Origin of the sequence: Serratia sp. Nf2 (assembly GCF_003028435.1) — a bacterium.
In the GTDB taxonomy this organism is placed as follows: Bacteria; Pseudomonadota; Gammaproteobacteria; order Enterobacterales; family Enterobacteriaceae; genus Serratia; species Serratia marcescens_L.
Map to the genome: position 1 here is coordinate 171,072 of NZ_PYTW01000003.1, position 13,924 is coordinate 184,995.

The 13,924-nt window shown below is 59.1% G+C and carries 13 protein-coding genes; 9 read left to right on the plus strand and 4 right to left on the minus strand.

Features of this window, described 5'->3' with window-relative positions; translation table 11 throughout:
- Nucleotides 1-438: 438 nt before the first annotated feature.
- The 9 genes from C9411_RS08605 to C9411_RS08645 all read left to right on the plus strand — a co-directional run bounded on the left by C9411_RS08605 (nucleotide 439) and on the right by C9411_RS08645 (nucleotide 9,377).
- Nucleotides 439-1,299: a pyruvate, water dikinase regulatory protein gene (locus C9411_RS08605; protein WP_049239973.1), complete on the plus strand. Its 861-nt coding sequence runs from the start codon at nucleotides 439-441 to the stop codon at nucleotides 1,297-1,299.
- Nucleotides 1,300-1,496: 197 nt separating this feature from the next.
- Complete coding sequence (locus C9411_RS08610; protein WP_107226876.1) at nucleotides 1,497-2,543, plus strand: 3-deoxy-7-phosphoheptulonate synthase; 1,047 nt, start codon at nucleotides 1,497-1,499, stop codon at nucleotides 2,541-2,543.
- A gap of 105 nt (nucleotides 2,544-2,648) precedes the next feature.
- Nucleotides 2,649-3,134 (plus strand): glutathione peroxidase, encoded by a 486-nt coding sequence (locus C9411_RS08615; RefSeq protein ID WP_063989700.1) that lies wholly within the window; start codon nucleotides 2,649-2,651, stop codon nucleotides 3,132-3,134.
- Between the two features lie 171 nt (nucleotides 3,135-3,305).
- Complete coding sequence (hemP, locus tag C9411_RS08620) at nucleotides 3,306-3,488, plus strand: hemin uptake protein HemP (RefSeq protein WP_016927944.1); 183 nt, start codon at nucleotides 3,306-3,308, stop codon at nucleotides 3,486-3,488.
- 94 nt (nucleotides 3,489-3,582) lie between these two features.
- Nucleotides 3,583-5,664, plus strand: a complete 2,082-nt coding sequence (locus C9411_RS08625) for a TonB-dependent hemoglobin/transferrin/lactoferrin family receptor (protein WP_107226877.1) — start codon at nucleotides 3,583-3,585, stop codon at nucleotides 5,662-5,664.
- A gap of 66 nt (nucleotides 5,665-5,730) precedes the next feature.
- The gene (locus C9411_RS08630) at nucleotides 5,731-6,768 is read left to right on the plus strand and encodes a hemin-degrading factor (protein WP_049271968.1); all 1,038 of its coding nucleotides are present in this window, start codon (nucleotides 5,731-5,733) and stop codon (nucleotides 6,766-6,768) included.
- Nucleotides 6,765-7,595: a hemin ABC transporter substrate-binding protein gene (locus C9411_RS08635; RefSeq protein WP_060429961.1), complete on the plus strand. Its 831-nt coding sequence runs from the start codon at nucleotides 6,765-6,767 to the stop codon at nucleotides 7,593-7,595. The genes C9411_RS08630 and C9411_RS08635 overlap by 4 nt, the downstream gene beginning before the upstream one ends.
- Complete coding sequence (locus tag C9411_RS08640) at nucleotides 7,595-8,599, plus strand: iron ABC transporter permease (RefSeq protein ID WP_033638351.1); 1,005 nt, start codon at nucleotides 7,595-7,597, stop codon at nucleotides 8,597-8,599. Before C9411_RS08635 ends, C9411_RS08640 begins: the two co-directional genes overlap by 1 nt.
- Complete coding sequence (locus C9411_RS08645) at nucleotides 8,592-9,377, plus strand: heme ABC transporter ATP-binding protein (RefSeq protein ID WP_063989697.1); 786 nt, start codon at nucleotides 8,592-8,594, stop codon at nucleotides 9,375-9,377. Before C9411_RS08640 ends, C9411_RS08645 begins: the two co-directional genes overlap by 8 nt.
- A 34-nt stretch (nucleotides 9,378-9,411) precedes the next feature.
- On the opposite strand, the gene C9411_RS08650 is transcribed toward C9411_RS08645, so the two are convergent.
- From C9411_RS08650 to C9411_RS08665, 4 genes are all read right to left on the minus strand, one after another.
- Nucleotides 9,412-10,854, minus strand: a complete 1,443-nt coding sequence (locus C9411_RS08650) for a YdiU family protein (protein ID WP_107226878.1) — start codon at nucleotides 10,852-10,854, stop codon at nucleotides 9,412-9,414.
- Nucleotides 10,855-11,111: 257 nt separating this feature from the next.
- Complete coding sequence (locus C9411_RS08655; RefSeq protein WP_063989695.1) at nucleotides 11,112-11,843, minus strand: EAL domain-containing protein; 732 nt, start codon at nucleotides 11,841-11,843, stop codon at nucleotides 11,112-11,114.
- Between the two features lie 510 nt (nucleotides 11,844-12,353).
- Entirely contained in the window at nucleotides 12,354-13,367 is a 1,014-nt protein-coding gene (locus tag C9411_RS08660; RefSeq protein WP_063989694.1) for a lipoate--protein ligase A, read from the minus strand.
- 59 nt (nucleotides 13,368-13,426) lie between these two features.
- Nucleotides 13,427-13,891, minus strand: coding sequence for an NlpC/P60 family protein (locus tag C9411_RS08665; protein WP_016927954.1), 465 nt, complete (start codon nucleotides 13,889-13,891; stop codon nucleotides 13,427-13,429).
- Nucleotides 13,892-13,924: the final 33 nt, after the last annotated feature.

The window sequence follows — 13,924 nt, forward strand, 5'->3', positions numbered from 1 at the left end:
CAGTAGGGTAAAGACGGATTTAATTCGCTTGCTTTACGGCGCCGCTAACACGGAACCGAATCAGACTAGCACACTGATCTGGGGAAAATGGAAAGGTGAATCGATCAACCCACTGAAGAAAGTGGTTTTTAAGAGAATGTCCTAACCGGCTGATTTGCATGGGAACCGTTCCCAATCGCACGAAAAGCTTAGTTCTCAACAAATTACGTTCTTTTTAAACTTCTGTTTCAATGACCACGCAAACGCTACCGTTTTTGGTGAAAATAGCGGCAAGTTTGCGTTTCAGTTCGAAAAGCGTCGCTGCGCCACGATTTTTATCGCCGGCAAAGCGCGCTTTTCTTCACGCGCCGCCGCAACGCGCTTTACCGCCTCGCCGTCACAATTTTTCCCCTCGCCCCTTTACCGACGGATCGTCCGCGGCCCATGATATTGACAGTGATGACAGCAGGAACACCGTTTTCAGGTAAGGAGCCTCGGGTGGAAAGAAGCGTTTTTTATATTTCGGATGGTACGGCGATCACCGCCGAAGTGTTGGGGCACGCGGTGCTGTCGCAGTTCCCGGTCACGGCGACCACGTACACCTTGCCATTTGTCGAAACCGAGGCGCGCGCTCGCGCAGTACGCCAACAAATCGATGATATCTATAATGAAACAGGCGTGCGTCCGCTGGTGTTTTACTCCATCATCTCGCCGGAAGTGCGCGATGTGATCGTGCAGAGCCAGGGCTTCTGTCAGGATATCGTGCAGGCGCTGGTCGGCCCGCTGCAGGGTGAGCTGGAAGTGGAGCCGACGCCGGTGCCGAACCGTACCCACGGTCTGACCGCCAGCAACCTCGGCAAGTACGACGCGCGCATTGCCGCCATCGACTATACCCTGGCGCATGACGACGGCATTTCACTGCGCAACCTCGATCAGGCGCAGGTGATCCTGCTCGGCGTGTCGCGCTGCGGCAAAACCCCCACCAGCCTTTATTTGGCGATGCAGTTTGGCATCCGCGCCGCCAACTACCCGTTTATCGCCGACGATATGGACAATTTGCACCTGCCGGCCTCGCTGAAACCGTTTCAGCATAAATTATTCGGCCTGACCATCGATCCGGAGCGCCTGGCGGCGATCCGCGAAGAACGGCGTGAAAACAGCCGTTACGCTTCACTGCGCCAGTGCCGCATGGAGATCGCCGAGGTTGAGGCGCTGTTCCGCAAAAATCAGATCCGCTACCTCAATACCACCAACTATTCGGTCGAAGAAATCTCCACCAAAATCCTCGACATCCTCGGCATGAGCCGCCGCATGTTCTGATCCTTTCCTCGCGGGGCCGCCGTGCCCCGCCGCCTGCCGTTTATTTCAGCAACAGCTGATTTTTTTGTGCTTTTTTTCGCGGCTTTGATCAACAGAACACAATCTCTACGGTTGAATTCAGCGCTTTTTGCGTTATTGTGATCGCCATCACTTCCCGGCACTCCTGCCGCAGAGAAGAACAGTTTCCAGGGAACAACATGTACAAAACAGATGAACTGCGGACCGCGCGCATCGACAGCCTCGTCACGCCGCAAGCGTTGGCGGACACGCTGCCGATCTCGGCGGCCATCGCCGATAACGTGACGGCGTCACGTAAACGCATTGAAAAAATTCTCACCGGTGAAGACCGCCGCCTGCTGGTGGTGATCGGCCCTTGCTCCATCCACGATCTCGACGCCGCCGTCGATTACGCCGGCCGGCTGAACGCCCTGCGCGAACGCTACCAGGATCGCCTGGAGATCGTGATGCGCACCTATTTCGAAAAACCGCGTACCGTCGTCGGCTGGAAAGGCCTGATCTCCGATCCAGCGTTGGACGGCACCTTCCAGGTCAACCGCGGCATCGAAATGGCGCGCCGCCTGCTGCTGGAAGTGAACCAGCTCGGCCTGCCGACCGCCACCGAATTCCTGGACATGGTGGTCGGCCAATACATCGCCGATCTGATCAGCTGGGGCGCCATCGGCGCGCGCACCACCGAAAGCCAGATCCACCGTGAAATGGCCTCGGCGCTGTCCTGCCCGGTCGGATTCAAAAACGGCACCGACGGCAACACCCGCATCGCCATCGACGCCATTCGCGCGGCGCGCGCCGGGCACATGTTCCTGTCTCCGGACAAACATGGCCAGATGACCATCTACCAGACCAGCGGCAACCCGTACGGCCACATCATCATGCGCGGCGGCAAAACGCCGAACTACCACGCCAGCGACATCGCCGCCGCTTGCGACAGCCTGCGCGAGTTCGATCTGCCGGAGCACCTGGTGATCGACTTCAGCCACGGCAACTGCCAGAAGATGCACCGCCGACAGCTGGAAGTGGCCGACAACGTCTGCCAACAGATCCGCGCCGGCTCCACCGCCATCACCGGCGTGATGGCGGAAAGCTTCCTGGTGGAAGGCACGCAGAAAATCGTCGCCGGCCAGCCGCTGACCTATGGCCAGTCGATCACCGATCCTTGCCTGAGTTGGTCCGACAGTGAGCAGCTGCTGGCGATGCTGGCGGATGCGGTCGATAGCCGTTTCTGACGCACTAGAGGCCGGGGCCACGCCCCGGCTTTATCCCTCCCGCCCCGCTCATCTATACTGATTGCAACGTTTTAACACCCGCCGAAACGCACCTGGAGCCCCGGCATGATTCACTCTCTGTTATCCATTCCCTGCGTCACGCTGCAGGGCGAGCAAAAAACGCTGGGCGATTTCCCGGCGCGCGCTTATCTGGTGGTCAACACCGCCAGCAAGTGCGGCTTTACCCCGCAGTACCGCGGGCTGGAAAATTTGTGGCAATACTATCGCGAACGCGGCCTGGTGGTGCTCGGCTTCCCCTGCAACCAGTTCGGTTCTCAGGAGCCGGGCAGCCCGCTGGAGATCGCCAACTTTTGCAGCCTCAACTACGGCGTCAGTTTCCCGCTGTTCAGCAAGATAGACGTTAATGGCCCCGGCGCACACCCGCTATTCAATGAGCTGAAACACCTGGCACCCGGCATTCTGGGCAGCCGCCGCATCAAATGGAATTTCACCAAGTTCCTGCTCACCGCCGACGGCCAGCGCGTCACGCGCTTTGCGCCGATCACCAAACCCGAACGTCTGTTTGACCGCATCGAAACCCTGCTGAAGTAACGCCCCTTTTTTACGGGCCGAGTGCGCTCGGCCCGCCGCCGGATGTCCGTTCGACAAAAAGGTTCCATCGGTAAGAAAATTTTCCTTGATGTAACCTTTCCTTCACATGATAATGATTCTCAGTTTGATATTAATTACCATTTAATGGTCTGTTTTATAAGCACAATGATGATGGATACTGCCAACACGCCTACCCCCGCCGCCGCGGCCCCGACCGAGCACAGCGCAAACGCGCCGCCCAGCTACGACAGCGCACAGCTGCTCGGCGCCGACGGCATCGCGTTCATTACCCATCAGGGCCAGCGCTATCAGCTGCGGCAGACCAAAGCCGGGAAATTGATCCTGACCAAATAAACACAGAACCCTCAAACGCCAGCCACCCCGATCTTTTGATCCAGGCAGCCAGCAAATCTATTGATATGTTTTATTACATACGGAGAGTTGCACCATGCCTCTGACATTTTCCACCCGGCTGCGTTTTTCCGCTTTGAGTCTGGCGATTGCCTGCGCTCTGCCTACGGTGGCCTTGGCACAAAACACCAGCACAACATCCTCTTCCAACGCGGCGCCGGCTAAAAAAGCCAAAGCCGCCGACGAGACCATGACCGTGGTCGCCACCGGCAACCAGCGCAGCAGCTTTGAAGCGCCGATGATGGTCACGGTCATCGAAGGCAACTCGCCGGAAAGCCAAACTGCAGGCACCGCCGCCGATATGCTGCGCCGCGTGCCGGGCATTACCGTCACGGGTTCCGGGCGCAGCAATGGGCAGGATCTCATGATGCGCGGTTACGACCGACGCGGCGTGCTGACGCTGGTCGACGGCATCCGCCAGGGGACCGATACCGGCCATATTAACGGCACATTTTTGGATCCTGCGTTAGTGAAACGCATTGAAGTCGTGCGCGGCCCCTCCGCGTTGCTGTACGGGAGCGGCGCGTTGGGTGGTGTAGTGTCTTATGAGACCGTCGATGCCGCCGATCTGCTGCTGCCGGGCCACGATCGCGGGTTCCGCGTCTACGGCACCGCCGGCAGCGGCGATCACAGCCTGGGCATGGGCGCCAGCGCCTATGGCAAGACCGATAACCTCGACGGCCTGCTGTCTTTCGGCACCCGCGACGTCGGCAATCTGCGTCAGGGCAACGGCTTCGATGCGCCAAACGACGAAACCATCAGCAACGTGCTGGCCAAAGGCACCTGGAAAATCGACGACAATCAGTCGCTGAGTGGCAATCTTCGTTACTACAATAACAACGCGCAGGAGCCGAAAAACCCGCAAACGCCAGCCAGCTCCAGTGGAAACTTAATGACCGATCGTTCGACGATTCAACGCGACGCGGCACTGAGTTACAAACTGAAACCAGCCGGCCAAGATTGGCTGGATGCGGAAGCGAAAGTGTATTATTCAGACGTGAAAATTAACGCTCACGCCAATGGCAGTGAAGATGAAGCACGCAAACAAACCACGAAAGGCGCCAAACTCGAAAACCGAACGCGCCTGTTTGCGGATACTTTCGCCTCGCACCTACTGACCTACGGCACCGAGGCCTACAAACAGGAACAAACACCGGGCGGCGCTACCGAAAGTTTCCCACAAGCAAAAATCAATTTCGCTTCAGGCTGGCTGCAGGATGAAATCACGCTGCGCGATCTGCCTGTCACTCTGCTCGCCGGCACCCGGTATGACAATTACAAAGGCTCAAGCGACGGCTATGCCGATGTGGATGCGGACAAATGGTCCTCTCGCGGTGCGGTCAGTATTACGCCTACCGACTGGCTGATGCTGTTCGGCTCCTATTCTCAGGCGTTCCGCGCACCGACGATGGGTGAGATGTACAACGACGCCAAGCACTTCTCAATTCCAATGGGACCAACCACCATCACCAACTATTGGGTGCCTAACCCGAATTTGAAACCGGAAACCAACGAAACCCAAGAGTACGGGTTTGGTCTGCGTTTCGATGATTTGATGCTGGCCGATGATAGCCTGCAGTTCAAAGCCAGCTATTTCGATACCAAAGCCAAGGACTACATCACCACCGATGTCACTATGGAACTGGGTCGCGGTCCGCGGGGTCCTTATTGCATCAGTTGCACCACATTCTCGACCAATATCGATCGCGCCAAAATCTGGGGATGGGACGCTACGCTCAGCTATAAAACACCATGGTTCGGCTGGGATTTGGCTTATAACCGTACCCGTGGCAAAAATGAAGCGACCGGTGACTGGTTAAGCAGCATCAATCCAGACACCGTCACCAGCTCGCTGGACGTGCCGCTGGGCGAAACCGGTCTGTCTGCCGGCTGGGTCGCCACCTTTACCGAACGCGCGACGCGCGTAGAGACCGGCACGGCCGAACAAGCCGGCTATGGCGTCAACGACTTCTATCTGAGCTACAAGGGCCGCGATCGGCTGCAGGGCATGACCACCACCGTGGTGCTGGGCAACGCCTTCGACAAAGAATATTACTCGCCGCAGGGCGTCCCGCAGGATGGCCGCAACGCCAAACTGCTGGTCAGCTACCAGTGGTAATCATTTGACTATCTGGCGGACAACCCGGTTGTCCGCCGTTCGCATTACAGCGCAGGAGAATCCCGCATGAGCAATACCCTATACGAACGCTACCAACAGGCTAAAATCGATCACCCCGGCAAATACGCCCGCGATCTGGCGGCGATCCTCGGCGTCAGCGAAGCGGAGCTGACGCACGCCCGCGTCGGCCACGACACTCGCCGCCTGCAGGCCGACGCGCGCACCCTGCTGACCGAGCTTGAGCAGGTCGGCGTCACCAAGTCCATCACCCGCAACAGCTATGCGGTGCATGAGCAGATGGGCCGCTACCGCAACCAGCACCTCAACGGCCACGCCGGGCTGATCCTCAACCCGCGCGAGCTGGATCTGCGCCTGTTCCTCAACCACTGGACCAGCGTTTTCGCCATGAGCGAAACCAACAAGCGCGGCGTGCGCCACAGCATCCAGTTCTTCGACCAACAGGGCGATGCGCTGCACAAGGTCTACACCACCGAAGAAACCGATCTGCCGGCCTGGATGGCACTGGTGGAGCGCCACCTGAGCGAAGAAAACCCGGCGCTGGCGCTGCAGCCCGCCGAGGCGAGCACCGCGGATGAAACGACGCAGGATCATGCCAAAATCGACGGTGAGTGGCGCGCGATGACCGACGTTCACCAGTTCTTCCAGCTGCTGAGCCGCAACAAGCTGACCCGCCAGCAGGCCTTCCGCGCCGTCGGCGACGATCTGGCCTACCAGGTGGACAACAGCGCGCTGTCACAGCTGCTGGAAGCGGCGCAGCAGCAGCAAAACGAGATCATGATCTTCGTCGGCAACCGCGGTTGCGTGCAGATCTTCACCGGCCAGATCGAACGTTTGATGCCGCAGGAAGGCTGGATCAACGTGTTCAACCGTCGCTTCACGCTGCACCTGATCGAAGACGCCATCGCCGAAAGCTGGATCACCCGCAAACCGACCAAGGACGGCATCGTCACCAGCCTGGAGCTGTTCGCCGCCGACGGCACGCAGATCGCGCAGCTGTATGGCCAGCGTACCGAAGGCCAGCCGGAACAAACCCAGTGGCGCGAGCAGGTTGCCGCGCTCGCCGCCAAGGACATCGCCGCATGAAATCTTCCTTGATCCGCCGCCTGGCGTTGATGATGTCGCTGGCGCTGCCGCTCACCGCGGCGGCGGCGCAGCGCATCGTCTCGATCGGCGGCGACGTGACGGAAATCGCCTTCGCGCTCGGCGCCGGCGACGAGGTGATCGCCCGCGACAGCACCAGTCTGCATCCGGAAGCGGTGAAAAAGCTGCCGGACGTCGGCTATATGCGCCAGCTGAATGCCGAAGGCATTTTGGCGCTGAAGCCGACGCTGGTGCTGACGACCGAGCTGGCACAACCGGCGCTGGTGCTCAAACAGCTGGCGGACAGCGGCGTCAAAGTGGTCAGCGTGCCGGGTGACACCACCCTGCAGGCGGTGCCGCAGAAAATCGCTACGATCGCCGCCGCGTTGCAACGCGTTGAGCAAGGCAAACAGCTGAGCGAACGCTATCAACAACAGCTGGCGGCGGTCGATACCTCCCCGCTGCCGGTCAAGGTGTTGTTCGTGATGAGCCACGGCGGCATTACGCCGATGGCCGCCGGCCAACACACCGCCGCCGACGCAGTGATCGCCGCCGCCGGCCTGAAAAACGCCATGCAGGGCTTTGACCGCTACCGCCCGCTGTCGCAGGAAGGCGTCATCGCCAGCGCGCCGGATCTGTTGCTGGTCACCACCGACGGCGTACGCACCCTCGGCGGCGAACAGCAGCTGTGGACGCTGCCGGGCCTGGCGTTGACGCCGGCGGGCAAGCAGCGCCGCGTGCTGATCGTCGATGACATGGCGCTGCTGGGCTTCGGTCTGGAAACGCCGGCGGCGCTGGCCAAACTGCGCCACGCGGCGGAGCAAAAGTAATGCGCTGTCGCACCTCGCCTCAGTTGGCCATCATCGGTCTGCTGGTGCTGCTGACGCTGCTGGCGCTGGTCGCCGCCAACCTGGGCGCGCTGACGCTGTCGTTTCGCACCCTGTGGCGCGAACCTTTCAGCGACGCCGCCTGGCACATCTGGTTGAACATCCGCCTACCGCGCGTGCTGCTGGCGGTGGTGATCGGCTGCGCGCTGGCGGTGTCCGGCGCCGTGATGCAGGGGCTGTTCCGCAACCCGCTGGCGGATCCGAGCCTGCTGGGCATCAGCAGCGGCGGCGCGCTGTTTGTCGCGCTGTTCATCGTGATGCCGCTGGCGTTGCCGGTGACGATCGCGCTGTACGGCCATATGCTGGCGGCGTTCCTCGGCAGCCTGCTGGTGTCGCTATTGATCTACGGCATCAGCCGCAGCGGGCACGGCAATCTGTCGCGGCTGCTGCTGGCGGGCATCGCCATCAACGCCCTGTGCATGGCGGCCATCGGCGTGCTCTCCTACGTCAGCAGCGATCAACAGCTGCGCCAGTTCTCGCTGTGGATGATGGGCAGCCTCAGCCAGTCGCAGTGGCCGACGCTGGCGGTTTCCGCCTCGCTGATCCTGCCTGCGGCGCTGCTGACGCTGCTGCAGGCGCGCCGGCTGAACCTGTTGCAGCTGGGGGACGAAGAGGCCCACTACCTCGGGGTTAACGTCCAGCGCGCCAAACTGCAGCTGCTGTTGCTGAGTGCCCTGCTGATCGGTGCGGCGGTAGCGATGAGTGGCGTGATCGGCTTCGTCGGTCTGGTGGTGCCACATCTGGTGCGCATGCGTCTCGGCGGCGATCACCGCTGGCTGCTGCCCTGCTCCGCGCTGGGCGGCGCCTGCCTGTTGCTGGTCAGCGATACGCTGGCGCGCACGCTGGTGGCGCCGGCCGAAATGCCGGTGGGGTTGATGACCAGCCTGATCGGCGGTCCCTATTTCTTGTGGCTGGTGATGCGCCAGCGGGAGCGAGCCGGTGGATAACGCCGCCTGCCTGACAGCCCGGGAGCTGCGTTACAGCCTCGGTACGCGCCGGTTGATCAACGACGTTTCGCTCAGCCTTGCCGGCGGTGAAATGGTGGCGATTATCGGCCCTAACGGCGCCGGAAAATCGACGCTGCTGCGCTTGCTGACCGGCTATTTAACGCCGGACTGCGGCGAATGTCGGCTGCTGGACCGCCCGCTGGAACACTGGGCGCCGCAGCAGTTGGCCAAAGTCCGGGCCGTGATGCGTCAATACAGCGATCTGGCGTTTCCTTTCAGCGTGGAAGAAGTGGTCAGCATGGGGCGATCGCCGCACGGCAAACGCGACGAGCATCAGGCAATCCAACAGGTGATGGCGCAAACCGACTGCCTGGCGCTGGCGCAGCGCGACTACCGCCAACTGTCCGGCGGCGAACAGCAGCGGGTGCAGCTGGCGCGGGTGTTGGCGCAGCTGTGGCAACCGCAACCGTCTCCCGCCTGGCTGTTCCTCGATGAACCGACCTCGGCGCTGGATCTGTATCACCAGCAGCATACCCTGCGCCTGCTGCGCTCGCTGACGCGCCAACAGCCGCTGGGCGTCTGCTGCGTGTTGCACGACCTCAATCTGGCCGCGCTGTACGCCGATAGGATCCTGCTGCTGCATCAGGGGCGCCTGGTGGCGAGCGGCACGCCGCAGGACGTGTTGCAAACGGAGATCCTCACCCGCTGGTATCAGGCCGATCTCGGCGTGGTGCATCATCCCGAAGTGTCGCTGCCGCAGGTCTACCTGCGGCAATAACGTCAAGGGCGCCATTAAGCGCCCTTTTTTCATCTCAGCTGGAGCAGGAAATCTCCAGATGTTTGCCCCAGTCCGGCGGCAGCGCGGCGAGATCGTCATACTCCGGCGCCTCGTCGAACGGCCGCAGCAGGGCCTGATGCAACCGCTGCAAACGGCCCACGTCGTCTTTCTCCGCGTCCTCAATCGCCTGCTGCGCCAGATAGTTGCGCAGGATCAGCCGCGGGTTCACCGCCTTCATCGCCCGTTGCCGCTCCGCATCGCTCACCTGCTCCTGCTGCAAACGCTGACGATACTGCTGATACCAGGCGTCGAACGCCGCGCGGTCGATAAACTCGTCGCGCAGCGGCGACTGCGCCTGTTGCTGTTCGGTTTCGCTCAACAGGCGGAACGTGCGGGTATAGTCCCGCCCTTCCTGCGCCATCAGGCTCAACAGACCGGTGAGCACGTCATTATCCTGCGCCGTCGGCGTGAAGAAGCCGAGTTTGGCGCGCATCTGTTCGCCGTAGGCGCGCATCAGCGCCGGCTCATACGCCGCCAGCGCCTGCTGCAGCTGTTCGGTGGTCATCAGCCCAGACAGGGTTTGTGCCAGGCGATGCAGGTTCCACAGCGCCACCGCCGGCTGATTGTAAAAGGCGTAACGCCCCTGATGGTCGGAGTGGTTGCAGATATAGCCGGGCTGGTAGTCGTCAAGGAAGCCATAAGGGCCGTAATCGATGGTCACACCGAGAATCGACATGTTGTCGGTGTTCATCACGCCGTGGGCGAAACCGACGGTTTGCCAATGGGCGATCAGGCGCGCCGTGCGTTCGACCACGTCGGTAAACCACAACAGGTAGCGCTCGGTCTGATCCTGCAGTTGCGGCCAGTGACGGGCGATGACGAAATCCGCCAGTTGCCGCACCTGCTCCGGCTGTTTACGGTAATAAAAGTGTTCGAAGTGGCCGAAGCGCACATGGCTTTCCGCCACCCGCATCAGCATGGCGCCGCGCTCCGGCTGCTCGCGATATACCGGTTGTTGGCTAGTGACGATGGTCAACGCTCGGGTGGTGGGGATCCCCAGATGGTGCAGCGCCTCGGAGGCCAGAAACTCGCGGATCACCGAACGCAGCACCGCGCGGCCATCCCCCATGCGTGAATATGGCGTCAGCCCGGCGCCCTTCAGGTGCCAATCGCGGTGGCTGCCATCCGCCATGACCTGTTCGCCCAGTAAAATGCCGCGGCCATCGCCCAGTTGCCCTGCCCACACGCCAAACTGATGGCCACTGTACACTTGTGCCAGCGGCTGCATGCCCGGCAGCAGCGTTTCTCCCGCCCAAATCGGGGTCTTATCCTCGGTAAACCAGCTTTCGTCCAGCCCCAGTTCGCGCGCCAGCGGCTCGCTGTGGTACAGCAGGCGCGCATCCTTGAGCGGCGTCGGGTTCAAGGCGGTGTAGAAACCGGGTAATTGTTGGTAGTAAGCGTTATCGAATTGCGGCATAGGCCCTCCGTTTCAGCGTAGTGTAGAGCGTGCACGGGCGGATTAACACCGAAGGAATGCAGGGAGAACGCATCCGCCTGTCGTCAGGACGGATGCAGGGAGTTTGGCGTTTCCGCCTGGCGGTAGAAACGCGGTTTAACGTCGGCTGACAAACGCAGTTATCAGCATAAAACGATGGCGAATAACGGCGACGGAATCACGGTAACCTCACCCCGCGCATTATTTACCTCATTGTGTGTAGTTTTTTATATCACTTCTTAATTATTGAACTCGCTGGGCATCGTCAGCAAAGCTTGCAGATTATCCACACCAACGCTGGGCCATAAAAAACCTTGCAGGCCTAAAACACCGGCGTATCTGAGTTTATTAAAGTACTCTTTTTTCTCTATTCCTCCGACGATCACGCCTTTACATAACAGGTTGATATTCTTTAACAACGAGTCTATGACCACGTCATACCCCTGATGGGTAAACAGCTGCCAGTAAAAACGCTTGTCTATCTTTACGTAGTCAAACAAACCATCGTACAGCGCGGTCAACGTAGCCTTACCGGAACCGAAATCATCGAGCCACAGCGTAAACATTTCGCTTAATCGCCGCACGCTCGGGTTGTTCTTCCCGGCCGAAAGATTCGGAAAACTCTCACTCATTTCAAATGCAATAAAAGGATATTGCCCGATCCGTTGGCACAACGCCGAATCGGAAAGAATAAGCTCAACGATGGTTTCTTCGATATTGATGGTCAACTGCACGTTGTTACCGGTAAACCAAGCCGCATGCTGCTCCGCAAGTTTCAATTGCTCATTAAATAACTCAATCCTTTGTTCAGGCGTCAATAAATTAATCCCAATTTCGGCCGGCATGGCCAAATCACCATCGAGACTGTTGAAACGGCTCAACATTTCCACCGCCAGCAGCCCGCCCTCCATTGAGTAAACAGGTTGAAAAACATAGCTACTAATAAAGTCAGCTTCGAGTTGGATGTTCATTTTAATGCCACAGGATGAATGGCTAGCGTATCATCGTATATCAATATATTTTATCGATCAATCCCTCTGGGATTAATCGGAAATATCAATGTAAATACCCATGAAATATCATTTAATTGATAGATTAAAGCTATACGACAATCGTGAAAGGCGCAAAGAAAAGCAGCCTGACTTATGCCATAGCGGCCGCCAAACGCGTTATGTGAAAAGGTATTTGGCTTAAGTGGAATGGATTGGCCGCTAAATTTGACTTATCTCCTTTGTTTTATTTAAGAAAAATCTTAAATAAAGTAAAATAATCTTTCCTTCTTAACGCCGATTTTTCCCGCCGTTAACGACGACTGATTAAATTTAATAACGCATCAATTCCGCCCGTTATTCTCGGCATTGAAAACGTAAAAAAGTGCCCATCTTGATTTTCAGAAAATCTGCGCTACGCCCCTGCTAAACGCCGATTTCAGTGATAAAAAAAGGGATGAGCACGCTCATCCCTTCATCACCAGGCCTCCGCTAACGGATCGTTTCGCTCAGCCATTGCCGCAACTCGGCTAATTCGGCCGCCTGCTGAGGATACTCTTCCATCAGTCGGTCACAGCAGGCGGCGACGGGCTCACTGCGGTACGCGCAGCCCACCAGCATGTCCGCCAACCGCTGCAGCGGAGCGGGATTAAGGCTATCGGTGAACACCTGCGCGCGAACAATCGCCCCCTTCTCCACATCGAAGAACAGGTCTACGCCGCCCCAGACGAAACGCTCGTTAAGCAAGTGGCTGAACGCCGGCGCCTTGCCAAAATTCCATTCCCAACTGCTCTGTTTGGCAAACTGCGCGGCAAAATCGGGCAGATCGGGGAACACGTCCGGCGAAATGATCTCCGGCTCAGCCGTCTCGCCATAGTGGGCGAAGAAGGCCTGCACGATGGCATCGCATACCTGTTCATGGCTGATGCCTGGCAAAAACTCCGCCAGATTGGCGACGCGCGAACGCACTGAGGTAATCCCCTTGGCCTGCAGCTTTTTGGGATCCGGATTGAGGTAGTCCGCCAACCGTTCCAGATCGGCGTTCAGCAGCAGCGTGCCGTGATGGAAGCCGCGATCCTGCGTTTCTCGATAGGCCGAACCGGATATTTTGCGCGGCCCGTCGGCGGTTTCCATCACCAGATCGTTGCGCCCCGACGCGCCGGCCGTCACGCCCAGCTGGCGCAGCGCCTGCAGAATGATGTCGGTCGAGACGCTTTTGTCGTAACCCGGTTTGCCGGCCATAAAGGTGAAGCAGGTATTGCCCAGGTCGTGAAATACCGCCCCGCCGCCGCTGCTGCGCCGCGCCAGCCGAATGCCGTCCTGCTCCATGCGCCGGGTATTGCACTCTTTCCAGGGGTTCTGCGACTGGCCAATCACCACCGTTTCGGCATTGCGCCACAGGAAGAGAATTTTTTGCGTGGTCATTTCGCGGAAGATGCACTCTTCCACCGCCAGGTTGAACCAGGGATCGTAGGAGTCGGAGATCAGTAAACGCAGGCTGTTCATGGCAGGCACCGTTCAAAACACGAGATGCCGCCATGATACACCAAATCAACGGGTTAAGGCTAAATGCGTCGCGCCTGCCAGTACACCCGCTTCCAATAGACGTTATCGAGCGAGGAGCGGATCACCCCGCGGCTGGTCGACGCGTGGATAAATTGGTCGTTGGTGTCGTAAATGCCGACGTGCAGGCCGTTCTCACCGCCGCCGGTTTTGAAAAACACCAGATCGCCCGGCATCAGCTCATCGCGCGATACCTTGGTACCCAGTGAGGTTTGTTCTTCGGTCGAACGCGGCAGTTGCATGTCGAAGCGATCGCGGAACGTGCGGTAAACAAAGCCGGAGCAATCTACACCGCCGCGATCCAGGCCGCCGTAACGGTATGGCGTGCCGTACCACTGGCGCAGTTGTTCATTGAGTTGGGCCACCACCACGATAGAATCCGCCAGGCGGCCGCTGGGCGGCGGCGCATGGCTGCTGCAACCGGCGAGGATCAAACTGGCTAATAAAAACCACACACGCATCCGCATAATATCCCTTCATTGAACACGTTGCCGCATTAT

What these genes read in the sequence shown, in the direction of transcription:
- C9411_RS08635 (WP_060429961.1), top strand. Translation starts at nt 6,765, where the DNA reads ATGAAATCTTCCTTGATCCGCCGCCTGGCGTTGATGATGTCGCTGGCG.
- C9411_RS08660 (WP_063989694.1), bottom strand. Translation starts at nt 13,367, where the DNA reads ATGAACAGCCTGCGTTTACTGATCTCCGACTCCTACGATCCCTGGTTC.
- C9411_RS08655 (WP_063989695.1), bottom strand. Translation starts at nt 11,843, where the DNA reads ATGAACATCCAACTCGAAGCTGACTTTATTAGTAGCTATGTTTTTCAA.
- C9411_RS08630 (WP_049271968.1), top strand. Translation starts at nt 5,731, where the DNA reads ATGAGCAATACCCTATACGAACGCTACCAACAGGCTAAAATCGATCAC.
- C9411_RS08605 (WP_049239973.1), top strand. Translation starts at nt 439, where the DNA reads ATGACAGCAGGAACACCGTTTTCAGGTAAGGAGCCTCGGGTGGAAAGA.
- C9411_RS08615 (WP_063989700.1), top strand. Translation starts at nt 2,649, where the DNA reads ATGATTCACTCTCTGTTATCCATTCCCTGCGTCACGCTGCAGGGCGAG.
- C9411_RS08625 (WP_107226877.1), top strand. Translation starts at nt 3,583, where the DNA reads ATGCCTCTGACATTTTCCACCCGGCTGCGTTTTTCCGCTTTGAGTCTG.
- C9411_RS08610 (WP_107226876.1), top strand. Translation starts at nt 1,497, where the DNA reads ATGTACAAAACAGATGAACTGCGGACCGCGCGCATCGACAGCCTCGTC.
- hemP (WP_016927944.1), top strand. Translation starts at nt 3,306, where the DNA reads ATGGATACTGCCAACACGCCTACCCCCGCCGCCGCGGCCCCGACCGAG.
- C9411_RS08640 (WP_033638351.1), top strand. Translation starts at nt 7,595, where the DNA reads ATGCGCTGTCGCACCTCGCCTCAGTTGGCCATCATCGGTCTGCTGGTG.
- C9411_RS08665 (WP_016927954.1), bottom strand. Translation starts at nt 13,891, where the DNA reads ATGCGGATGCGTGTGTGGTTTTTATTAGCCAGTTTGATCCTCGCCGGT.
- C9411_RS08650 (WP_107226878.1), bottom strand. Translation starts at nt 10,854, where the DNA reads ATGCCGCAATTCGATAACGCTTACTACCAACAATTACCCGGTTTCTAC.